Origin of the sequence: Noviherbaspirillum saxi, from assembly GCF_003591035.1 — a bacterium.
Taxonomy (GTDB): Bacteria; Pseudomonadota; Gammaproteobacteria; order Burkholderiales; family Burkholderiaceae_D; genus Noviherbaspirillum; species Noviherbaspirillum saxi.
In genome coordinates, this window is record NZ_QYUO01000001.1 from 2,990,470 (window position 1) to 3,013,403 (window position 22,934).

General features: G+C 58.1%; 23 protein-coding genes. 11 read left to right on the plus strand and 12 right to left on the minus strand.

Features of this window, described 5'->3' with window-relative positions; translation table 11 throughout:
• Window positions 1-246 precede the first annotated feature (246 nt).
• The 6 genes from D3871_RS14100 (at window position 247) to D3871_RS14125 (ending at window position 3,872) form a co-directional block, all read left to right on the plus strand.
• Window positions 247-771, plus strand: a complete 525-nt coding sequence (locus tag D3871_RS14100) for a cytochrome b (protein WP_119769466.1) — start codon at window positions 247-249, stop codon at window positions 769-771.
• A gap of 35 nt (window positions 772-806) precedes the next feature.
• A complete protein-coding gene (locus tag D3871_RS14105; RefSeq protein WP_119769467.1) occupies window positions 807-1,370 on the plus strand; it encodes a YceI family protein in 564 nt (187 codons plus the stop codon).
• Window positions 1,371-1,398: 28 nt separating this feature from the next.
• Window positions 1,399-1,965 carry a YceI family protein gene (locus tag D3871_RS14110; RefSeq protein WP_119769468.1) on the plus strand — a complete coding sequence of 189 codons (567 nt, stop codon included), beginning with the start codon at window positions 1,399-1,401 and terminating at the stop codon, window positions 1,963-1,965.
• 74 nt (window positions 1,966-2,039) lie between these two features.
• Entirely contained in the window at window positions 2,040-2,501 is a 462-nt protein-coding gene (locus D3871_RS14115) for a MarR family winged helix-turn-helix transcriptional regulator (protein WP_119769469.1), read from the plus strand.
• A 58-nt stretch (window positions 2,502-2,559) separates the two neighbouring features.
• Window positions 2,560-3,012, plus strand: coding sequence for a c-type cytochrome (locus D3871_RS14120; RefSeq protein WP_119769470.1), 453 nt, complete (start codon window positions 2,560-2,562; stop codon window positions 3,010-3,012).
• A gap of 203 nt (window positions 3,013-3,215) precedes the next feature.
• The gene (locus D3871_RS14125; protein ID WP_119769471.1) at window positions 3,216-3,872 is read left to right on the plus strand and encodes a lysozyme inhibitor LprI family protein; all 657 of its coding nucleotides are present in this window, start codon (window positions 3,216-3,218) and stop codon (window positions 3,870-3,872) included.
• Between the two features lie 3 nt (window positions 3,873-3,875).
• Here the strand turns inward: D3871_RS14125 and D3871_RS14130 are convergent, their stop codons facing one another.
• The 6 genes from D3871_RS14130 to queA all read right to left on the minus strand — a co-directional run bounded on the left by D3871_RS14130 (window position 3,876) and on the right by queA (window position 10,687).
• Window positions 3,876-4,553 (minus strand): cytochrome b/b6 domain-containing protein, encoded by a 678-nt coding sequence (locus D3871_RS14130; RefSeq protein WP_119769472.1) that lies wholly within the window; start codon window positions 4,551-4,553, stop codon window positions 3,876-3,878.
• Between the two features lie 540 nt (window positions 4,554-5,093).
• Window positions 5,094-6,038, minus strand: coding sequence for a protein translocase subunit SecF (gene secF / locus D3871_RS14135; protein WP_119769473.1), 945 nt, complete (start codon window positions 6,036-6,038; stop codon window positions 5,094-5,096).
• A gap of 108 nt (window positions 6,039-6,146) precedes the next feature.
• On the minus strand, window positions 6,147-8,006 hold the full coding sequence (gene secD / locus D3871_RS14140) for a protein translocase subunit SecD (protein ID WP_119769474.1): 1,860 nt from the start codon (window positions 8,004-8,006) through the stop codon (window positions 6,147-6,149).
• 87 nt (window positions 8,007-8,093) lie between these two features.
• Entirely contained in the window at window positions 8,094-8,360 is a 267-nt protein-coding gene (gene yajC, locus D3871_RS14145; RefSeq protein WP_233575670.1) for a preprotein translocase subunit YajC, read from the minus strand.
• A gap of 184 nt (window positions 8,361-8,544) precedes the next feature.
• Window positions 8,545-9,669 carry a tRNA guanosine(34) transglycosylase Tgt gene (gene tgt / locus D3871_RS14150; RefSeq protein WP_119769476.1) on the minus strand — a complete coding sequence of 375 codons (1,125 nt, stop codon included), beginning with the start codon at window positions 9,667-9,669 and terminating at the stop codon, window positions 8,545-8,547.
• 1 nt (window position 9,670) lies between these two features.
• The gene (gene queA, locus D3871_RS14155; RefSeq protein ID WP_119769477.1) at window positions 9,671-10,687 is read right to left on the minus strand and encodes a tRNA preQ1(34) S-adenosylmethionine ribosyltransferase-isomerase QueA; all 1,017 of its coding nucleotides are present in this window, start codon (window positions 10,685-10,687) and stop codon (window positions 9,671-9,673) included.
• Window positions 10,688-10,872: 185 nt separating this feature from the next.
• Between queA and recG the strand changes: the two genes are divergently transcribed.
• Together recG and D3871_RS14165 are read left to right on the plus strand one after the other, a co-directional pair.
• Window positions 10,873-12,954: an ATP-dependent DNA helicase RecG gene (gene recG, locus D3871_RS14160; protein ID WP_119769478.1), complete on the plus strand. Its 2,082-nt coding sequence runs from the start codon at window positions 10,873-10,875 to the stop codon at window positions 12,952-12,954.
• Between the two features lie 132 nt (window positions 12,955-13,086).
• Window positions 13,087-14,034 carry a hydrogen peroxide-inducible genes activator gene (locus tag D3871_RS14165; RefSeq protein WP_119769479.1) on the plus strand — a complete coding sequence of 316 codons (948 nt, stop codon included), beginning with the start codon at window positions 13,087-13,089 and terminating at the stop codon, window positions 14,032-14,034.
• A 192-nt stretch (window positions 14,035-14,226) separates the two neighbouring features.
• On the opposite strand, the gene D3871_RS14170 is transcribed toward D3871_RS14165, so the two are convergent.
• From D3871_RS14170 to ugpB, 4 genes are all read right to left on the minus strand, one after another.
• Window positions 14,227-15,303 (minus strand): sn-glycerol-3-phosphate import ATP-binding protein UgpC, encoded by a 1,077-nt coding sequence (locus D3871_RS14170; RefSeq protein WP_119769480.1) that lies wholly within the window; start codon window positions 15,301-15,303, stop codon window positions 14,227-14,229.
• 65 nt (window positions 15,304-15,368) lie between these two features.
• Entirely contained in the window at window positions 15,369-16,220 is an 852-nt protein-coding gene (gene ugpE / locus D3871_RS14175; RefSeq protein ID WP_119769481.1) for a sn-glycerol-3-phosphate ABC transporter permease UgpE, read from the minus strand.
• A gap of 93 nt (window positions 16,221-16,313) precedes the next feature.
• Window positions 16,314-17,198: a sn-glycerol-3-phosphate ABC transporter permease UgpA gene (gene ugpA, locus D3871_RS14180; protein ID WP_119769482.1), complete on the minus strand. Its 885-nt coding sequence runs from the start codon at window positions 17,196-17,198 to the stop codon at window positions 16,314-16,316.
• 176 nt (window positions 17,199-17,374) lie between these two features.
• Entirely contained in the window at window positions 17,375-18,685 is a 1,311-nt protein-coding gene (gene ugpB / locus D3871_RS14185) for a sn-glycerol-3-phosphate ABC transporter substrate-binding protein UgpB (protein ID WP_119769483.1), read from the minus strand.
• Window positions 18,686-18,881: 196 nt separating this feature from the next.
• On the opposite strand from ugpB, the gene ubiA reads away from it, so the two are divergent.
• Complete coding sequence (ubiA, locus tag D3871_RS14190; protein ID WP_119769484.1) at window positions 18,882-19,736, plus strand: 4-hydroxybenzoate octaprenyltransferase; 855 nt, start codon at window positions 18,882-18,884, stop codon at window positions 19,734-19,736.
• A 91-nt stretch (window positions 19,737-19,827) separates the two neighbouring features.
• A complete protein-coding gene (locus D3871_RS14195) occupies window positions 19,828-20,145 on the plus strand; it encodes an ElaB/YgaM/YqjD family protein (RefSeq protein ID WP_119769485.1) in 318 nt (105 codons plus the stop codon).
• 134 nt (window positions 20,146-20,279) lie between these two features.
• On the opposite strand, the gene proC is transcribed toward D3871_RS14195, so the two are convergent.
• Both proC and D3871_RS14205 read right to left on the minus strand, forming a co-directional pair.
• Window positions 20,280-21,104, minus strand: coding sequence for a pyrroline-5-carboxylate reductase (gene proC, locus D3871_RS14200; RefSeq protein ID WP_119769486.1), 825 nt, complete (start codon window positions 21,102-21,104; stop codon window positions 20,280-20,282).
• A complete protein-coding gene (locus D3871_RS14205) occupies window positions 21,094-21,798 on the minus strand; it encodes a YggS family pyridoxal phosphate-dependent enzyme (protein WP_119770080.1) in 705 nt (234 codons plus the stop codon). The genes proC and D3871_RS14205 overlap by 11 nt, the downstream gene beginning before the upstream one ends.
• Window positions 21,799-21,872: 74 nt before the next feature.
• On the opposite strand from D3871_RS14205, the gene D3871_RS14210 reads away from it, so the two are divergent.
• Window positions 21,873-22,916: a type IV pilus twitching motility protein PilT gene (locus D3871_RS14210; protein ID WP_119769487.1), complete on the plus strand. Its 1,044-nt coding sequence runs from the start codon at window positions 21,873-21,875 to the stop codon at window positions 22,914-22,916.
• Window positions 22,917-22,934: the final 18 nt, after the last annotated feature.

Below are 22,934 nucleotides of genomic sequence, written 5' to 3' on the forward strand. Positions count from 1 at the left end.
AACGGCGGCCGACAGGCAAGCTCGCCAGCGATGCGAGGTGCCTGTTCACTGCGTTGCAAGACGACCGAAATCGCACCTCTTCAATTTGTCGGTCGTATCCATCCTGCCCCGTAACCGCTGCGTAAGCGTCCAGCATCGCATCTTGCCGGCATTCATTCCTTATCGACTTTATCCCTGCCGGCAAGAACTCCAATCGCTTTTATGCTACATTTAGTCCTAACTCGAACTAATTATCGTAACGCAACCATGCTCCGGTACACGCTGCCCGCCATTCTCTTGCACTGGCTGATTGCCCTTTTGATCATTTCCGCCTTTGCGCTTGGCGTCACCATGGTCGATATCCCGGGCATCACCCCGACCAAACTCAAGTATTTCTCCTGGCACAAGTGGCTGGGCATTACCGTGCTGGGCTTTGCCAGCCTGCGCCTGCTCTGGCGTCTGGGTCACAAGGCGCCGAAATACCCTGCCGTGATGCCGGACTGGCAGCGAAGCGCAGCGCATGGCTTGCATGCGCTGCTCTACGTGCTGATGTTTGCCATTCCAGTGTCTGGCTATCTATACAGCCTGGCGGCCGGCGTGCCGGTGGTTTATCTGGGCGTGCTGCCGCTGCCGGCCGTGATCGACGCCAATCCGGAATGGAAACCCATCTTCAAGCAAATCCACTACTGGTTCAACATGACGCTGCTCACCATGTTTGCGCTGCATGTGGCCGCCGCGCTCAAACATCATTTCATTGACCGGGACGGCGTGTTCAAACGCATGCTGCCCTGAACTCCCTGACCTATTCGCTCTAAAGGATATACACGATGTTCACTTCCGCGTTCCTGCGCCGCGCCGCAATGATCACTGCGATGGCATTGGCGATGCCGGCGTTAGCCGCCGCACTCAAGTCCGATCCTGCAAAAAGCAGTGTGTCGGCGGTGTTCAAACAAATGAACGTGCCGGTCGAGGCCAAGTTCAAGAAGTTCAATGCGCAGATCGATTACGACAGCGCCAAACCGGAAGCATCCAAGGCCAGCATCGATATTGACATTCCAAGCTTCGACCTTGGCGATGCGGAATTCAACAAGGAAGCGCAAAAGAAGGAATGGTTCAATGGCGCGCAATTTCCGAAAGCGAGCTTCGTTTCCAACGCGCTCAAACCTGCTGCCGGCGGCAAGCTGGATGTCGTCGGCAAACTGAGCATCAAGGGCAAGACAGCCGACGTCAGTTTTCCGATGATGATAAAGAAGGAAGGAAATACCCAGGTTTTCGAAGGTGCGCTGCCGATCAAGCGGCTCGCCTTCAACATCGGCGAAGGTGAATGGAAAGACACCAGCATGGTCGCCGATGAAGTCGTCATCAAGTTCCGTGTCGTCGCGACACAATAATCCGTCCTCATTCTCACAAGGAGCATGCATGCAACTGAAGCACATCGCGGCCGCGCTGCTGGCCATCTGCACGACCACGGCGTTTGCGCAAACCTACAATATCGAGCCGAACCATACTTACCCGAGCTTTGAAGCCGATCATCTGGGTATTTCGCTCTGGCGCGGCAAGTTTACGAAGACCAGCGGCACGGTCACGCTGGATCGTACATCCAAGAGCGGCAACGTCGATATCACGATCGATCCCAGCACCATCGACTTCGGTCATGCCAAGATGAACGAGCATGCCAAATCGAAAGACATGTTTAATGTCGCCGAACATCCGACAATCACTTACAAGGGAAAGCGCATCAAGTTCGAGGGCGACACACCGGTTGCCGTCGAAGGCGATTTGACCATGCTCGGCGTGACGAAGCCGGTTACGCTGGCGATCAACAAGTTCAAGTGCATTCCGCATCCTATGCTCAAGCGTGAAGTTTGCGGCGCCGATGCGACCGGGCAGTTCAATCGCAGCGATTTCGGCCTGAGCTATGGCGTTCCGAAGTTTGCGCCGGAAGTAAAGCTTGCGATTCAGGTCGAAGCACTCAAGGCCGACTAACTTAGACCGCATCTTTCCCAAAGCCGGCTGAGCATACGCCGGCTTTTTTATTGTGTTTTTCGAGCGGAGCCTTCATGAAAAAAGAGCGCTACCTGCGCAGCATTCGATTGCTTGCCGAATGCTTTCATGCATTCCAGCAGATATCGGATACCAATGTCCGCAGGCTGGGCCTCACGCCGCCGCAATTCGATATCATTGCCACGCTGGGCAACACGCCCGGCATGTCGTTCAAGGAATTGGGCGAAAAGACGTTGATCACCAAGGGCACCTTGACCGGGATTGTCGACCGCCTTGAAGAAAAAGGACTCGTCGTCCGCACCAGCTGCCTGGAAGACCGACGCAGCATGATTGTGCGGCTGACCGCACAGGGCGAAAACGATTTCCAGCGCTTGTTTGCCCCGCACATACAATTTTGCAAACAAGCTTTTTTAAGCTACAGTGACAACGACTTTGCCGCGCTCGACCATGAGCTGGCGAAGCTGAAACAACACCTGGATGAAGCCCTCGCCGGTATCACCCCTTGCAGCAATACGTAGCATACGCCGCCGGTTTTCCGGCGCAGCTGTCCCTGTTGACATTTCTAGAGGAGACTGTATGAAACTTGCGTTAGCCAGCATCGCCCTGACCACCCTGATTGCCGCGCCCCTGTCAGCACAAGCCCAATTCGCCAAACCGGAAGATGCCGTCAAATACCGGCAATCCGCATTTGCACTGATGGGCGCCCATACCGGGCGGGTCGGCGCAGTCGTCAAAGGTGAAAAACCATACAACAAGGCCGCGGTCGAAGCCGATGTCGCCGTCATGGAAATGATGTCCAAGCTGGCCTTTACCGCATTCCCCGCAGAGACTGATCTACCGAATTCAAAAGCGAAACCGGACATCTGGAAGGAACAGGACAAGTTCAAGGCTGCCGCCGAAAAAATGCAGGGAGAAATGGGCAAGCTCTCCGCTGCCGCAAAATCCGGTGACCTGAATGCGATCAAGACCGCATTCGGCGGCGTGGGCCAGTCGTGCAAGGCTTGCCATGACAATTACCGGAACAAGTAAGCAGCGGCTTTTACCTGCTTGATTGCTTGTAGAGTTAATGGGTGACATGCCCCTAAATTGACTCTTCACCCCAGTTGCCAATCAGTCCATTACAATCCCTTCCGAACCAAGCCTTCAGGAGGGATTATTCTTTAAAAGATGCCAATTCCGCCAAACGGCCGCCAGCAAATAAATTAAAACCAAATTCGGATCAAAGGGCAGGAATGAAAGCAGTACACCATGTCATCGGGATATCAGCGCTTTTGTTTGCAACGTCGATAGCCTGGGCGGCCAGCTTCGATTGTCATAAAGCGAGAACACCGTCAGAGAAATTGATTTGCTCCGACCCGAGCCTGTCGAAGCTGGATGAAGATTTGAACGCCGCATACAAACGGGCGCTCGAAAGCGGGCAAGACAAAACATTGATCAGACATTGGCAGCGCGAATGGCTGACCTCCTACAGTGTTACAAGCTGCACGACAGTGGTCTGTCTCAAGGAGGCTTTCAGCCTGCAGATCAAGCTTTTGAACCAGGTCGCGCTGCCTAACGCGGAGACGGCCACCTGGTCCGGCCGCTATGTCCGTTACTGGAACGGGAAGGAAGACCGTCATACCGCGTCGATTCTGCTGATCGGCTTGACGGGTGAACGTGTGTTTGCAACGGGGAGCGCCCTGTGGTTCGGGCCTAATGCGCATATCGGTCAAGTTCACACCGGTGAGATCGAAGGTGTCGGCAAGCTGCAAAACCAGCGTCTGTTAATGGACAGTATGGAAGACTGCAAAGCGAGCATGAAGAGAAAGGGAATTTTGCTCGTGGTGGACGAAGAGTCTGGCTGCGGCGGCTTGAACGTCACCTTTCTCGGCGAATACAGGAAAAAGTAATATTTAGGCACCGCGCGGCGGCAGACTGACCAGGTAGTACACGGCCAGCGCAGAGACGGCCACGATAAGTAATGCCAGCAAGCGCATGCCCCAGCCATCGTTGGCATGCGGCGCATCGAACTCGACGTGCTGATCCCCGGTCAGCATTGGTGTCACCAGATCCTGCTTCTTGCGGAAGTAATACACGGCGATGGCCAGCAAATGCATCGCAACCAGCAGGTAAAGCAGATTGGCGCTTACCTCCTTGTGGAACCAGGTAATCTGGTCCGACAAATCCTTGCTGATGAATTTGACCAGCGGCCCCTCGCTGGCAATATCGTCGTTCGCATACAGTCCGCTTATCGCCTGCGCCGCCACTACGCCGAGCATGGCAAACACCGACAGACTGCCGAGCGGATTATGGCCGATGTATTTCCCCTTCAGCGCGTCCTTTCCTCCGCGCAGGTAGCCGACAATGGTCGACGGCCCATGAAGGAAACTGACAAAGCGCGCATACCGGCTGCCGACCAGACCCCAGATAATGCGAAAGCCGACCAGGGCCAGCACTGCATAACCGGACCGAAAATGCCATTCCATTGCATTGCCACCGATCTGTTGGGTAATGATCGATACGAGAATCAGGATCGCCAGCATCCAGTGGAAAAGACGGACAGGCAAATCCCATACGCGTACTTTTTTCATGTGAGTCCTAAGCGGGTGTACAAAAATTTTTTGGCAAAGATGTAAGTCGCACGCGGGCTTGGCAGTGGAACGGGTGACTCCCTTTACCCGTCATTCGCGCGAAGGCGGGAATCCATACCGAAGTTGATTTAAGTGAGTCCCAAGTGACTCCCTATGGATTCCCGCCTTCGCGGGAATGACGATGGTTTGAGAGGAGAGGGTTCGATATTGTTCTTTCAAAAAATTTTCCCCATTTGCTTGGTTTAGAGCAGTTTCAGTCTGACTTGCCAGGCGAGGCCGAGGCGATTTGCCTGTGGAACAAGGCGCAAGTCGTGACATGCGCGACATGGCGAGCCACGGCAAGGAGGCCTCGGCGGCCCCTCGCAACGCCGTGCCGCGGGCAAAGCGTCCGGGGTCGACGGTACAGTCAGGCTGAAACTGCTCTAATAATGTGACGGATGTTCCGATGAATTGCCGGCGCAAACCCAAGCACTCTTAGCTTAGTTTAGCCGAAAAAAAAGCCGGCTTTCGAGCCGGCTTTTTTGAATTGCGGGGGGGCAGTTACACCACCGCGCCATCCGTTTCATCTTTTTCCTTGACCGGCTTGATCAAGTCTTCGCGTTTGACGCCGAGCCACATTGCCACCGCAGCGGCAACGAACACCGAGGAATAAATACCGAACAAGATGCCGATGGTCAGTGCGATTGCAAAATAATGCAGGGTCGCGCCGCCGAACAGCAGCATCGCCAACACCATCATCTGCGTCGATCCATGCGTGATGATGGTGCGGGAAATCGTGCTGGTGATCGCATGGTTCATCACATCGGCCGTCGTCATTTTTCCATAGCGGCGGTCACGGAAGGTTTCACGCACCCGGTCGAACACCACGACTGATTCATTGACCGAGTAACCCAGTACCGCCAGCACCGCCGCCAGCACGGTCAGCGAAAACTCCCACTGGAAGAATGCGAAGAAGCCAAGAATGATCACCACGTCATGCAAGTTCGCAATGATCGCCGCCACCGCGAATTTCCATTCGAAGCGGAATGCCAGATAGATCACGATGCCGATGATCACCATGCCCAGCGCCAGCAAGCCGTCATGCGTCAGTTCTTCGCCTACCTGCGGTCCGACGAATTCGACCCGGTGCAGATTGACGGCCGGGTCTTGCGCCTTCAGCGTCGCCATGACCCTTTCGCTTTGCTGGGCCGAGGTCACATCTTTGCGCGCCGGCAGGCGAATCATCACGTTTTGCGCGGTACCGAAGCTTTGTACCTGGGTATCGGTATAGCCAAGACCTTCGATCGATGTTCTGATTTTTTCCAGATCGGCCGGTTTGTTGTACACGACTTCAACCACCGTACCACCAGTAAATTCGATCGACAGATGCAATCCCTTGTACACCAGGAAAAATACCGCGGCGACAAAAGTGAGCGCCGAGATGACGTTGAAGATCAACGCATGGCGCATGAAGGGAATATCCTTGTGAATCCGGAACAACTCCATTACTTATCTTCCTTTCGCAGGTGTCCTGCTGACGGCGGCGGCTGGTTTGCCCCGCCCTCTTCAATGCATATGCCCGGGCCAACCGCCAGCGGCCGGCCCGGAGATGGATCAGGTATTCGGCTTCCAGACTTGGCCGATAGACACGCCCGACAGTTTCTTCTTGCGGCCATACCAGAGGTTGGCCACGCCGCGCGAGACGAACACCGCCGAGAAAATCGAGGTCAGGATGCCGATGCAATGCACGACCGCAAAGCCGCGGATCGCGCCCGAGCCAAAGATCAGCAGTGCCAAGCCGGCGATCATCGTGGTCACGTTGGAGTCGAGAATAGTGGCCCATGCGCGATCGAAACCGGCCGCAATCGCTGCCTGCGGCGAATTGCCGTTACGCAGTTCTTCCCGGATACGTTCATTGATCAGCACGTTGGCATCGATCGCCATACCAAGGGTAAAGGCAATCGCCGCCATGCCCGGCAAGGTCAGCGTGGCCTGCAGGGTCGACAGCACTGCGATCAGCAGCATCAGGTTAACCGCCAGCGCAAACACGCTGAAGAAGCCGAACAGGTGGTAATAGATCATCATGAAGATGGCGATCGCCGCGAAACCGTACAGGGTCGAGTTGAAACCCTTCTGGATGTTCTCGGCACCCAACTGCGGACCGATCGTGCTTTCTTCGATGATTTCCATTGGCGCTGCAAGCGAACCGGCGCGCAACAGCAGTGCCAGGTCATTGGCCGCGTCGGCGGAACCCATGCCGGTGATCTGGAAGCGGGAGCCGAGTTCATCGCGGATCGTCGCCACCGTCAGTACTTCACCCTTGTTCTTTTCAAACAGGACGATAGCCATGGACTTGCCGATCTTGCTGCGCGTCGCTTCGCGCATGCGTCGGCCGCCGTCGCCGTTCAAGTCGATACTGACAGCGGGCTGCTGGTTCTGGTCGAAGCTGGCGCCGGCGCTGGAAATGTAGTCGCCGGTGATGACAGGATCCTTGTACAGCACGACGGGTGCACCCTTGCCGATCTTGAACAGTTCGGAACCGAAAGGTATGGCAGCGGTTTCTTCAGTGCCGCGCATTACGCTTTCATCGACCATCCGCACTTCCAGCGTCGCGGTACGGCCGATGATGTCTTTTGCACGGGACACATCCTGCACGCCCGGCAATTGCACGACGATGCGGTCGGCGCCCTGGCGCTGGATCACCGGTTCCGCGACACCCAGCTCATTGACGCGCTTGGACAGCGTGCTGATATTTTGCTGGACTGCTTCTTCGGTGGTGCGCTTGAGCGCTTCGGGACGGAAAGTGCCGATCAGTTTCAGGTCGGCGCCATCGGCCGCATCCTGCAATGCCAGTTCCGACAATTGCGACACGAGCACTTCGCGCGCCCTGTCGCGGGTTTCGGCATCGCGGAACAGCACCACGATCTGGTCGCCGTTACGGCTGATGCCCGCATGCCGCACATTCTTGTCGCGCAACATGCTGCGCACGCTGGTTTGCAAACCTTGCAGGCGCTTGTTGATCACGGCCTTGGTATCGACCTGCATCAGGAAGTGCACACCGCCGCGTAAGTCGAGGCCGAGGTACATCGGCATCGCACGCAGGCTTTGCAGCCATTGCGGGGTATTGGGCAACAGGTTGAAAGCGACGATATAGGTCGGGTCGTTAGGATCGGTGTTGAGCTCCTTTTCCAGCAGGGACTTGGCGCGGAACTGCGTATCGGTATCGACGAAGCGCGCGCGCACCGAACCCTGGTTGCCGCTGAGGTCGAACAGCACGCTTTCGGGCGCCATGCCGGCCTTGCTCAATGCATCGGCTACCCGGGTCATCGTGGCCTGGTCGACCTTGACGGTGGCTTTCGCGCTGCTGACCTGGACGGCCGGCGATTCGCCGAAGAAGTTGGGCACCGAGTACAACACGCCGAACAACAGCGCGATCACGATGAGGATGTATTTCCAGAGGGGATAGCGATTCATAGCTTTCAACGTTACATGTTGAACGGGCCTGCGGACCCGTGGGAAGCGCCTGCTTGTCGAGCGAAAGAGGCGCTTGCCGGTCCGTTGTTACAGCGCCTTGATTGTGCCCTTGGGCAACAGCGTAGCAACAGCGGCTTTTTGCACGAGGATTTCGGTGCCGTTGGCGACTTCCAGCGTGACATAGGCATCGGTCACCTTGGAGACTTTGCCCAGCATGCCGCCGGCTGTGATGACTTCATCGCCCTTGGCTAGGGCTTCCATCATGGCTTTTTGCTCTTTCTGACGTTTCATTTGCGGACGAATCATCAGGAAGTACAGCACTACAAACATCAGAATGATGGGCAGGAAGCTCATCAGGCTGCTTTCGGCACCTGTGGTGGCGGCTTGTGCGTAGGCGTTGGATATGAACACGTTTTTGCTCCAGATTGTAATGGTGATCAACCCGGCATTCTAGCACCCGTCGCGGCGTTTCTTGGTGCCGCCGGAAAAGAGTCCGGGCAGCAGGAATGACAAGCGCTTGCAGCAATAACAGCAATAACTATACGCCGCGCGCCCGGTCTGCATGGAATTGCACCACGAAAGCCTGGAAGCGGTCGGCATCAATAGCGGCACGCATTTCCCGCATCAGTTGCAGGTAATAGTGCAGGTTGTGGATGGTATTGAGACGCGCGCCCAGAATCTCGCCGGCGCGATGCAAATGAAAAAGGTAGGCACGTGAAAAGTTGCGGCATGCATAACATTCGCAGCTTTCATCCAGCGGTTTTTCATCATCTTTATAGCGGGAATTCTTGATCTTCAAGTCGCCGAAACGCGTAAACAGCCAACCGTTGCGCGCATTGCGCGTCGGCATCACGCAGTCGAACATGTCGACGCCGTTGGCAACGCCGGCCACCAGGTCTTCCGGCGTGCCGACGCCCATCAGGTAATGCGGCTTGTCGGCCGGCAGGCGCGGACCCACATGTTCCAGCACGCGCATCATGTCTTCCTTGGGCTCGCCGACCGAGAGGCCGCCGATCGCAATGCCGTTGAAACCTACCTCTTCCAATCCGGCCAGCGATTCGTCGCGCAAATGTTCGAACATGCCGCCCTGGACGATGCCGAACAGCGCATTCGGGTTCTCGCCCTTGTCGAATTCATCACGCGAACGCTTGGCCCAGCGCAGCGACATGCGCATCGATGTCGCGGCTTCCTTTTCGGTGGCCGGGCGGCCATCGATTTCGTAGGGCGTGCATTCGTCAAACTGCATCACGATGTCGGAATTGAGGGCGCGCTGGATCTGCATCGAGATTTCCGGCGACAGGAACAGCCGGTCGCCATTGATCGGCGATGCGAACTTCACACCCTCTTCGGTGATCTTGCGCATCGCACCCAGCGAAAACACCTGAAAACCGCCGGAATCGGTCAGGATAGGCTTGGTCCAGCCGATGAAGCGATGCAGACCGTCGAACTTGTTGACCACATCCAGCCCAGGGCGCAGCCACAGGTGGAAGGTATTGCCGAGAATGATTTGCGCATCGATATCGTTCAGTTCCAGTGGCGACATCGCCTTGACCGAGCCATAGGTGCCGACCGGCATGAAAATCGGGGTTTCGACCACGCCATGATTGAGCGTCAGACGGCCGCGACGGGCCTTGCCGTCGGTTTTGATGAGTTTGAAGTTCATTTCAGAGTCTTGTCAGTAGCATGGCATCGCCATAGCTGAAAAAGCGGTAACGCTGCGCAATCGCATGCGCATAGGCGTCGCGAATGCGTTGGTAGCCGGCGAATGCGGACACCAGCATCAGCAACGTGGATTTGGGAAGATGGAAATTGGTCACCAGTCGATCCACGGTCTTGAACACGTAACCGGGTGTGATGAAAAGCGCGGTATCGGCGCTGCCGGCCTGCAGTTCGCCCGACTGCGACGCCGATTCCAGCGCGCGCATGCTGGTGGTGCCGACGGCCACGATGTCGCGTCCTGCCGCCTTCGTCGCGCGCACCGCCTCGACAGTCTCGGCGGGGATCGTGTACCACTCGCTATGCATTTTGTGTTCGGCCAGGTTTTCGGTGCGCACCGGCTGGAAAGTGCCGGCGCCCACATGCAGCGTCACGAACGCAAAGCGCACGCCCTTGTCGCGCAACCGGTCCAGCAAGCCCTGATCGAAATGCAAACCGGCGGTCGGCGCGGCGACCGCGCCCGGCTCCTTCGCATAGACCGTTTGATAACGCTGCTCGTCGAATTCATCGGCTGCATGCTCGATATACGGCGGCAGCGGCAGCCGGCCATGCGCTTCGATCAGGTCGAACACGTCGGCCGGGAAGGTCAGCGTGAAGAACTCGCCGGCCCGTTCGCCGACCGTGACATCGAAGGCATCGGCCAGGCGGATCCGGCTGCCGGCCTGCGGCGACTTGGACGCCCGCACCTGTGCATGCACGGTCCGGTTGTCGAGCACCCGCTCGACCAGTACCTCGACCTTGCCGCCGGTTTCCTTGATGCCGAAAAACCGCGCCTTCAGCACGCGGGTATTGTTAAACACCAGCAGGTCGCCCGGCGTGAGCAGGTCGACAATATCGGCGAAGGCGCGGTCGCGCAGCTGTTCGCCATCGACATGCAGCAGCCGCGATGCGCTACGCTCGGGCAGTGGCAATTGTGCAATCAATTCTTGCGGCAGGTCGAAATCAAAATCGGAAAGGGAATACATGCTTCAGGATCGCATAGAAAGTTGCCGCTGCGGGCGCTGCATGGCAATAGTGGCTATTGGAGCCGTCGGCCGGCGCCATTCTTAACAAGATTGCCATACAATGACAGGCGCGCTTTCAAGCGCGCGACCCGCCCGTTACGGCGAACAAAACCCGCTATTTTACCGCCTTGCCGCCCGATTTACGTATGCCCGTTTCCAAGAGCAAGCCCGCCACGACTGCCAAACCGAAAACCAAAGCCACGCTGGAAAGCAAGCTGGCCAAGCTCGGCTTGCGAAACGACATGGACCTGGTGCTGCATCTGCCGATGCGCTACGAAGACGAAACCCGGATCACGCCCATCCAGCAAGCCGGTTTCATGGGCGGCAATGTGGCCCAGGTGGAAGGCGTGGTCACCGAATGCGACATCCAGTATCGTCCGCGCCGCCAGCTGGTCGTGACGATCGCCGACGACAGCGGTCAGCTGGTGATGCGCTTTCTCAATTTTTATGGCAGCCAGGTCAAGCAGCTGGCCGTCGGCACCCGGGTACGCGCGCGCGGCGAAGTCCGGCACGGATTCTTCGGCGCGGAAGTGGTGCACCCGACCTACAAGGTCGTCGAGGAAGGCGCGCCGCTACCCACCGCGCTGACCCCGGTCTATCCGGCCGGGGAAGGCTTGTCGCAAGCCTATCTGCGCAAGGCGATCGGCAACGCGCTGACCCGTGTCGACTGGCGCGATACGCTGTCGCCGGAGCTGCTCGCCGCCCTCAAGCTGCAAGCATTCGAACCCTCGATCAAGTTGCTGCACAATCCGCCTTCCGACATCGATGAACATGCGCTGATGGAGCGCTCGCATCCGGCATGGATACGGATGAAATTCGATGAACTGCTGGCGCAGCAACTCTCGCTCAAGCGCGCGCAGGCGGCGCGGCGCGCCAAGGGCGCCAGCGCCTTGCCGGTGATCGGGGAATTGTCGAATGCCTTCCTCGCTACCCTGCCGTTCCAGCTGACCGGCGCACAGCAACGCGTGCTGGAAGAAATCCGGGCCGACCTGCGCGCATCCTATCCGATGCAGCGCTTGCTGCAAGGCGATGTCGGCAGTGGCAAGACCGTGGTCGCCGCGCTGGCCGCCGCACAGGCGATCGACAGCGGCTTTCAGGCTGCGCTGATGGCGCCGACCGAAATCCTGGCCGAGCAGCATTTCCGCAAGATCGCGATGTGGATGGAGCCTTTGGGCGTGCGCGTTGCGTGGCTGACCGGCAGCCTGAAGAAAAAGGAAAAGGAAGCTTCGCAAGCGATGATCGAGTCGGGCGAAGCGCATCTGATCATCGGCACTCATGCCTTGATCCAGGAGGGCGTCGAATTCGGCAAGCTCGGCCTGGTGATCGTCGACGAGCAGCATCGTTTCGGTGTCGGCCAGCGTCTCGCATTGCGCAACAAGGGACTGGACCCGACCACGGCCCAGACCGTGCCGCACCAGTTGATGATGTCGGCCACGCCGATTCCGCGCACGCTTGCGATGACCTATTACGCCGACCTCGAAGTCTCGGTGATCGACGAACTGCCGCCGGGCCGCACGCCCATCGTCACGCGCATCATCGATCAGAACCGACGCGATGAAGTGATCGAACGGGTGCATGCGGCCGCGCTGGAAGGACGGCAGGTCTACTGGGTATGCCCGTTGATCGAGGAGTCCGAAGCGCTGCAGCTGCAGACCGCGACCGATACCCATGCGACGCTGTCGGCTGCGCTGCCCGACCTGCGCGTGGGTCTGGTGCATGGGCGCATGAAGCCGGTTGACAAGCAGTTGGTGATGGATGCCTTCATTCGTGCCGAAGTCCATGTGCTGGTCGCCACCACCGTGATCGAAGTCGGCGTCGATGTGCCGAATGCCTCGCTGATGGTGATCGAGCATGCAGAACGCTTTGGCCTGTCGCAATTGCATCAGCTGCGCGGGCGGGTTGGCCGCGGGTCGGCTGCCAGTATTTGCCTGTTGCTGTACCAAAGCCCGCTCGGGCAAGTCGCCAAGCAGCGCCTGATGACCATGCGCGAAACCACCGATGGCTTTGAAATCGCGCGGCGCGACCTGGAAATCCGCGGGCCCGGAGAATTCCTGGGCGCCCGCCAATCCGGTCAGGCCATGCTGCGTTTCGCCGACCTGGAAACCGATCAATGGCTGGTGGAAAAAGCCCGCGATCTGGCGCAATCCCTGCTTCATCAGGATGCGGCAACAGTGGAAGCGCATCTTGCGCGCTGGTTGGGCGGCCGGGAAGAATTCCTCAAGGTATGACATAGCCGCCCGCACTTTAACGCGATGCTGCAGTTTTCTGCGTTCTCTCTATACTGATGCTATCGCAAGCACGATTGCGATTGGATTTATGACAAGGCACTTTTGTGCTGCCTTGCGCTCACGAGTACAGACATGACGCTTACCGAACTCAAATACATCGTCGCAGTCGCACGCGAAAAGCATTTCGGCCATGCGGCCGAAGCCTGCTTCGTGGCACAGCCTACCCTTTCCGTGGCCATCAAGAAACTTGAAGATGAGCTCGGCGTAACGATCTTCGAGCGCGGCGGCACCGAAATTTCCGTTACGCCGCTCGGCTCGCAAATCGTTGCCCAGGCCGAACGCGTGCTGGAACAGACCGCGGCGATCAAGGAAATCGCCAAGCAGAACAAGGATCCGCTGGCAGGTCCGCTACGGCTTGGCGTAATTTACACGATCGCACCCTATCTATTGCCTCCGCTGGTCAAGACCATGATCGAGACCGTGCCGCAAATGCCGCTGGTATTGCAGGAAAACTTTACCGCCAAGCTGATCGAATCGCTGCGGCAAGGCGAACTCGACGCCGCCATCATGGCACTGCCGTTTGCCGATCAAGGCTTGATGGTGCAAGCCCTGTATGACGAACCCTTCGTCGTCGCGCTGCCCAAGCATCATGCATGGGCGAATCGCAATGCGATCGATGCGCAGCAACTCAAAACCGAAACCATGCTGCTGCTTGGGAATGGACACTGCTTCCGCGATCAGGTGCTGGAAGTGTGTCCGGAAATGGCACGATTTTCGACCAGCGGCGACGGCATTGCGCGCACTTTCGAAGGTTCATCGCTGGAAACCATCCGCCATATGGTGGCTTCCGGCATCGGCATCACGGTATTGCCGCAAGCCTCGGTACCGGACATGCAATCGAAAGACGGCATGCTGCGCTACGTGCCCTTTTCCTCACCCGGCCCTTCGCGCCGCGTCGTGATCGCCTGGCGCAAGAGTTTTACGCGAGGAGCCGCGATTGAGGCGGTGCGGCAGGCGGTATTGTCGTGCGCATTGCACGGCGTGACGATGCTCAATGAGGCGGAAACGGCGGAAGCCTGATGTGTGGCGTGTAGCTTGTATTGCTACTTATTGCTGGTGAAACGCGCAAATGAATTTGAAATATGCGCTACGCGCTCCTTCCCCCTGCAAGGGGGAAGGAACTTTACAGTGAATCGCTTTCAGTATGTCGACTCACAGACTCATGTAATCCGTTGTTTTTCCCCTCCAAGTGGGGGGAAAACTCATAACACATTAGCCCTCAATGCGGCGCGTCGTCTCCGGATCGAACCAGTGCATCGCGCTCCCATCGAAGCCCGCTTCCACACGTTGACCGGCCTCGATCTGAACACCGGCCGGCGCGCGAATGACCAGCGTCTGGCCACCGGCCACGCCATGCACCAGCACATCGGCGCCCAGCGCCTCGACCATCTCCACCTGCATCGCAATTCCGGGCCTTCCCAGGATCAAATGCTCGGGCCGCACGCCAAGTATCGATTCGCGCGCGGACAAGCCGGACCGTGCAGCCGGCAACGCCAGCTGTATGCCATCGCCGATGGCAAGCGTCGCGCCGTCGCCGCTCACCATTCCGCGCATCAGGTTCATCGGCGGTGAACCGATGAAGCTCGCGACGAAGGTGGTGGCCGGCTTGCCGTAGACTTCCGCCGGCGTGCCGATCTGTTCGGCGCGGCCGGCATTCATCACGATCATGCGCTGGCCCAGGGTCATTGCCTCGACCTGGTCATGCGTCACGTACAGGCTGGTGGTGCCGATCGCGCGATGCATCTTTTGAATTTCCAGGCGCATCTGCACGCGCAGCTTGGCATCGAGATTGGACAGCGGTTCGTCGAACAAAAATACCGCCGGCTCGCGCACGATCGCGCGCCCCATCGCGACGCGCTGCCGCTGTCCGCCGGACAACTGGCGCGGCGTACGTTCCAGCAGCGCGCCCAGTTCGAGGATCCTGGCGGCTTTTTGCACCCGCAGATCGATATCGGCCTTGGAAAACTTCCGGATCTTCAATCCGTAGGCCATGTTTTCATACACGCTCATATGCGGGTACAGCGCATAGTTCTGGAACACCATCGCGATGTCGCGGTCCTTGGGTTCCAGGTTATTGACGACGCGGTCGCCGATCACAATATCGCCGCCGGTGATTTCTTCCAACCCGGCGACCATGCGCAACAGCGTCGATTTACCGCAACCGGAAGGACCGACCATAACGATGAATTCGCCATCGTCAATGTCGATTGAAATCCCATGGATGACGTCTATGCCCTTCGCGCCCTTGCCATAGGTCTTGGTGATTTTTTTTAAATGCACTTGTGCCATGTGTTCCCTGCTTTATCCGTCTTGTCTGTTGTATCGAGCCGGCTTCCCCACCTCGCCCGTGATTGTCATTTTTCCGAATCGACCAAGCCCTTGACGAACCATTTCTGCATCACGACCACCACCAGGCCCGGTGGCAGCATCGCGAGTATGAGCGTCGCCATCACCATGTTCCATTCGATGGCCGCATCGCCGCCGGCAATCATGGTCTTGATGCCTATGCCGATCGGATACATGCTTTGCTCGGTCGACACCAGCAACGGCCACAGGTACTGATTCCAGCCGTAGATGAACATGATGACGAACAAGGCAATCACATTAGTGCGCGACAGCGGCCACAGCACATCCTTGAAAAAACGCATCGGCCCTGCTCCGTCGATGCGCGCCGCCTCGGCCAGTTCATCCGGCACGGTAAGAAAGAATTGGCGGAACAGGAAGGTCGCGGTCGCCGACGCGATCAATGGAATCGTCAGCCCCGCATAGCTATTCAACATGCCGAAGTCGGAAATCACCTGATAGGTCGGCGTGATGCGCACTTCGACCGGCAGCATCAGCGTGACGAAAATCATCCAGAAGAATAGCGAGCGACCCGGAAAGCGGAAATACACGATCGCGAATGCAGACAGCATCGAGATTGTGATCTTGCCGATCGCGATGATCAGCGCCGACACCAGGCTTACCCACATCATGCGCGCCACCGGCGGTACCGACACATTGCCGGAAGCGCCGCTGACGATCACCGACGCATAGTTCTGGAAAAACTGGTCGCCCGGGATCAGCGATATCGGCGCCAATGCGGCCTGCTCCGGCGTCTGCGTGCTGGCGACAAAGGCAACGTAAATCGGAAAGGCGACGATGGCGACGCCAAGGATCAGCATCAGATGGCTGATCAGATCAAGGATAGGTCGACGTTCAATCATGTTTTTACGCAGTCATTTCTCACCTTCCCCTTCAAGGGGAAGGTCGGGATGGGGATGGGTTTCATGTTTTTACGCAGTCATAAAAATTCGCCATCATGAATACTGCACCTTGCGTTCCACATACTTGAACTGCAGGACCGTCAGCGTAATCACGATGACCATGAGCACCACCGATTGCGCGGCCGAGCTGCCAAGGTCCCCGCCCCTGAAACCGTCCTGAAAAACCTTGTACACCAGGATCTCGGTTTCCTTGCCGGGACCGCCGTGCGTGGTCGCCTCGATGATCGCAAAGGTGTCGAAGAAGGAATAAACGATATTGATCACCAGCAGGAAGAAGGTAGTCGGCGACAGCAGCGGAAACACGATGGTGAAAAAGCGCCTGACCGGTCCCGCGCCATCGATGGCGGCCGCTTCGATCAGCGACTTGGGAATCGCCTGCAAGCCAGCGAGGAAGAACAGGAAGTTATAGCTGATCTGCTTCCAGATCGCCGCCATCACGATCAGGATCATTGCATGCGTGCCATTGAGCAGGTTGTTCCACTCGACGCCGATATTGCGCAAGGCGTGCGCGATCACACCCAGCGTCGGGTTCATCAGGAACAGCCACAGCACACCGACCACCACCGGCGACACGGCATATGGCCAGATCAGGAAGGTCTTGTACACCGATGCGCCCTTGATGATGCGGTCGGCGAACACCGCAAGGATCAGCGACAGCGACAGGCCGAAGAACGCGACCATGATCGAAAACATCGCCGTGGTCTTGAACGACTCCAGATAATTCGCATCGTTGAACAAGTCACGGAAATTGTCGAACCAGACAAATTGCGATGTGGTGCCGAACGAGTCCTGGATCAACACGGACTGATACAGCGCCTGCGCCGCCGGCCAGAAGAAAAACAGCAGCGTGACCAGTATCTGCGGCGTGACCAGCGCATACGGCAGCCATGCCGATTTGAAGCGCGCGCGTTTTTCCATAAGTGTAGGTATTCAAGGCAAAGGAAAAGCTCCTTCCCTTTGATAGGGGAAGGCAGGAGTGAGGCGGCCCGCGTAGGGGTGGAAACGTCTTGCAATCAGAGACAGGATCGCGAACATGCTGCCCCCACCTTTTCCGCAAGCACAAAGGTGAGGGCAGCAGCGCGCGGCAACCCTGCTTACTTGTTCGCCCGCTCGAACCGCACCAGCAATTCATCGCCGCGACGCACTGCGGTATCCAGCGCTTCCTGCGCAGTCTTCTTGCCGTTCCAGACCGTTTCGAGTTCTTCATCGATGATGGTGCGGATCTGCACGAAGCTGCCGAGGCGGATGCCGCGCGACTTGGCGGTAGTCTTGACGATCATCTGCTGCACCGCGACTTCCGGGTCCGGGGATTTTTGATAGAAGCCGGATTTCTTGGTCAGCTCGTAGGCGGCATTGGTGATCGGCAGATAGCCGGTTTCCTGATGCCACTTCGCCTGCACTTCCGGCTGCGACAGGAACTTGAAGAACTTGGCGACTGCCTTGTATTCATCGGTCTTCTTGCCGCTCATGACCCACAGCGAAGCGCCGCCGATGATGGTGTTCTGCGGCGCGCCCTGCACATCGCTGTAGTAAGGCAGCGTCGACGCGGCAAATTTGAACTTGGCATTCTTGCTGATGTTGGCGTAGGCCGAGCTGGACGACGACAGCATTGCGCATTCGCCGGAATAGAACTTCGCTTCCGGCTCGTTCTTGCGACCGGCATAAGTGAAGTAGCCCTGCTTGGCCCAGTTCGCCAGGTTCTCGATATGCTTGACGTGCACCGGGCTGTTGAACTTCAAGCGCGCATCGAGGCCGCCAAAGCCATTGTTCTTAGAGGCGAACTCGATGTTATGCCAGGCGGAAAAACTTTCGAGATGCACCCAGGATTGCCAGCCGGTGGTGTAGGCGCATTTCTCGCCGTTGGCCTTGAGCTTGGCGGCGGCCGACACTACTTCCTGCCAGGTTGCGGGCGGCTTGTTCGGATCGAGGCCGGCCTTCGCGAACATGTCCTTGTTGTAGTAGAACACGGTGGTCGAGCTATTGAACGGGAAGGACACCATGTCGCCCTTGGGCGACGTGTAGTAGCCGGCGACCGCGGGCACATAGACGGAGGCGTCGAATTTTTCGCCGGCGCTCTTCATCACTTCGGTGACGGGCATGATCGCGCCTTTCGAGTACATCATCGTCGCGGTGCCGACTTCGAATACCTGCAGGATGTGCGGCGCATTGCCGGCGCGATACGCAGCGATCGCGGCAGCCATCGCTTCATCGTAGCTGCCCTTGAAGATCGGGTTGACCTTGTATTCGGACTGACTCTTGTTGAACTGATCGGCCAGGCCGGCGACACGGTCGCCCAGCGCACCGGTCATTGAATGCCACCAGGTGACTTCGGTGGCTGCATGGGCCGAAGCGGCCATCATTGCGCACAGGCTGGCGGCGGCCAGCGGCTTCCATTTAGATTGCATGTTGTCGTCTCCTAAATTTTCTATTTTATGCAGGGGATATGACCGTTGCATTACGATAACTGAAACCTTGCGTGTGGCGCTTATAATTCAATTTTGCAGTGCAATATCAGTAATAACAACGTGAATCAATGCCAAGTGTAGCCGTACGATGCGATATGCGTATTGCAATAATCAAACTCTTGCTTCTCTCTCCGTCATGAACCGCCTCGTCCTTTACGCCCGCCTGGTCCGCATCGATAAACCGATCGGTATCCTGCTTCTGCTCTGGCCTACGCTTTCGGCCTTGTGGCTGGCCTCTGGCGGCCGGCCGGACTGGACCATCGTGGTCATCTTCACGCTGGGTACTGCATTGATGCGTTCGGCCGGATGCGCGATCAATGACTATGCCGACCGCGATTTCGACAAGCATGTCAAACGCACTGCCGAGCGGCCCTTGACCAGCGGCCGGATCGCCGCATGGGAAGCGGTGATGGTCGCTGCCGTACTGGCGGTGATCTCGTTTGCGCTTATTCTGCCGCTCAATACGCTGACCAAGCAATTGTCGGTGGCGGCAGTAGTGATCGCGGCCAGCTATCCTTATTTCAAGCGCTTTTTTGCGATTCCTCAGGCCTATCTTGGCATCGCCTTCGGTTTCGGCATCCCGATGGCGTTTGCGGCAGTCCAGGAACAGGTGCCGCCCGCTGCATGGCTGCTGCTGCTGGCGAATATCTTCTGGGCAGTGGCTTACGATACCGAATACGCGATGGTGGACCGCGACGACGACCTGAAGATCGGCATCAAGACCTCGGCGATCACGTTCGGGCGATTCGATGTGGCGGCGGTCATGCTGTGCTATGCGATCAGCTTTGCGATCATCTTTGTCGTCGGCTGGCAATACGGCTTGCGCTTCTGGTTTGTCGGCGGACTGCTGGCGGCAGCCGGTTGCGCGCTCTATCACTACCAGTTGATCCGTGATCGCGATCGCATGCGCTGCTTTGCCGCGTTCCGCCACAATAACTGGCTGGGTGCGGCGATATTCGCCGGAATCGCGCTGGATTACGCCTTGCGTTAATGATCGGCGGTTTGACCCCGCGCAAAATGCGCACCTTTCCATCGCCGATACACTCCAAGCAAGACAATTCAATCATGACATGGAGGCATTTATGGAATCGAATGGACAATACGGCTCGACGCGGGACCGGCTGTTGGATGACCTGAAGCTGGTGTTGCGCGATGCCGAAGACTTGCTGCGCAGTACCGGCGAGCAAGCCGGAGAAGGCTATCAAGTGGCGCGCGCAAAGTTCGAGACCACGATGGGTATGGCAAAAGACAATCTGTCCGAAATGGAACAGCTGGTCGCGGAAAACGCACGCGCGGCGATGGAGTCCACCGATCGTTACGTGAAGGAAAATCCATGGCAGGCTGTGGGGGTCGGCGCGCTAGCCGGTTTTGTGGTCGGCCTGATTCTCGGCCGCCGCTAATCCGTACACACCCCCATCGCTAAATCGACGACCAGACTGGCCGGCTTTCACGTACCGTGCAGACTGGCGTCGTGTGTTCATATCATCTGCCTTGACGTGTACTGTCTCCAATCGCAGGCCACGTCGGCAAGAGCTTAGTCCCTCCCAAACTCTTCGCCCAATTCCTTGCCGCGTGCGGCGGCTGCCTTCAATGCCTTGCCGATTGCATCCTTGACGCCGCTGGCTTCCATGCTGGTCAGCGCCGCATAGGTGGTGCCGCCCTTTGAAGTCACGCGCTCGCGTAGCACCGAGACCGGATCGGTCGATTGTGCAGCCAGCTGTGACGCCCCCACGAAAGTTGCAATCGCCAGTTCATTGCCCTGTTCTGCCGACAGCCCCATTTCCTGCGCTGCCTGCTGCATCGCTTCGATGAAATAGAACACATAGGCGGGGCCGCTGCCGGATACCGCGGTCACCGGATCGATCAATGCCTCATCGCTCAGCCAGACTGTCGCACCGACCGCGCGCATGATCGCGTCGGCGGCTTCACGCTGCTCGGCGGACACACCGGCCAGGGCGACCATGCCGGTAATGCCTTGGCCGATCAGCGCCGGCGTATTGGGCATGGTGCGCACGATCGCGGTATGTCCGTTCATCCAGCGCGACAGGTCGACCGCACGGATGCCGGCGGCGATCGACAGGACTAGTTGCGTCGACACCTGCGGCTGCAGTTGCGCGACCACGTCCTTCATCTGTTGCGGCTTCACCGACAGCACGATGACGTCACATGCGGCAAGTTCAGGGCCGATCTGCTGCGCGCTGGTTACGCCGAACTGCTGTTGCAGGCGTTGCAGCGCATCGGCGTTCGGGTCGACCACATGAATGTTGGCGCCGTCCGTGAGCTTGCCGGCCAGGCCACCGATGAGCGCGGTGGCCATGTTGCCGCCGCCGATGAAACCGATTTTCAAGTTATTTTGCATAGTCGCGTTGTCCAAAGATTGCTGTTCCAATTCTAACGATGGTGGCGCCCTCCGCAATGGCGGCGTCGAGGTCGGATGACATGCCCATCGACAGGGTATCAAGATCCATTCCGCGCGCGCGCAAACTGTCGCGCAGTATGCGCAGCTGCCGATGCGGCTCCCGCTGCGCGTGGGAATCCGCCGCCGGTTCGGGAATTGCCATCAAGCCGCGCAGGCGAAGACGTGGAAGAGCGGCGATGCGCTGCGCGATATCGACGAGGTCGGAAGGAGACACGCCGCTCTTCGTGGCTTCGCCGCTGATATTGACTTGCAGGCAGATGTTGAGCGGGGGTAGATGCGCAGGACGCTGGTCCGATAACCGTTGCGCGATCTTTTCGCGGTCCACCGAGTGCACCCAATCGAAATGTTCGGCGATCGGTCTGGTCTTGTTGCTTTGGATAGGCCCGATGAAATGCCATTCAAGCAAGAGCTCGGGCCGCTTGGCCTTGACGGCATCCATCTTGTCCAGCGCTTCCTGCAGATAGTTTTCACCGAATGCATGCTGGCCGGCGTCGGCCGCTTCGATGACCGCATCGGCGCCGAAGGTCTTCGACACCGCCAGCAAGCGCACTTCGTCCGCATGGCGCGACACTGCACGCGCCATAGCGGCAATGCGTTCGTTGACGGCTTGCAAGTTGCGGGATATTGAGGACATAATCAGTTTGCCTGCAGCAACACCAGTATGGCGTTGCCTAATATTCATGGCTTTTCGCCAACCCAGGATTATAAATGGACATTTCCGAACTTCTCGCCTTCACCGTCAAGAATAACGCCTCCGACCTGCATCTGTCGGCCGGCCTGCCGCCGATGATCCGCGTGCATGGCGACGTACGGCGCATCAACCTGCCGCCGCTGGAGCATCGCGATGTGCATGGCATGATCTATGACATCATGAACGACGGCCAGCGCAAGGCTTACGAAGAAATTCTGGAATGCGACTTTTCGTTTGCGATTCCCGGCCTCGCGCGGTTCCGGGTCAATGCATTCAACCAGGATCGGGGCGCCGCCGCCGTGCTTCGAACGATTCCTTCCAAGGTGCTGACGCTGGAACAATTGCATGCGCCGAAGATCTTCGGCGATCTCGCGCTGAAGCCGCGCGGCCTGGTGCTGGTGACCGGCCCGACCGGTTCGGGCAAATCGACGACCCTGGCCGCGATGATCAACCACCTGAACGAAACCGAATACGCACACATCCTGACGGTCGAAGATCCTATTGAATTCGTGCACGAGTCAAAGAAATGCCTGATCAACCAGCGCGAAGTCGGGCCGCATACGATGTCGTTCAACAATGCGCTGCGTTCGGCCCTGCGCGAAGATCCGGATGCGATCCTGGTCGGCGAATTGCGCGACCTCGAAACCATACGTCTCGCACTGACCGCGGCCGAGACCGGCCACCTGGTGTTCGGCACGCTGCACACTTCATCGGCGGCAAAGACCATCGACCGTATCGTTGACGTATTCCCGGCGGAAGAAAAGGAAATGGTGCGCGCGATGCTGTCCGAATCGCTGCAGGCGGTGATTTCGCAAACCCTGCTCAAGACCAAGGATGGCAGCGGACGCGTCGCCGCGCATGAAATCATGCTGGGCACGCCGGCGATCCGCAACCTGATCCGTGAAGCGAAGATCGCGCAAATGTATTCGGCGATCCAGACCGGCAGCAACGTCGGTATGCAGACGCTGGACCAGAATCTGACCGACCTGGTGCGGCGCAATGTGATTTCCTCCGGCGCAGCCCGTGCCGCCGCGAAGATTCCGGAAAACTTCCCGGGCTAACCGATAACAATAGACAGG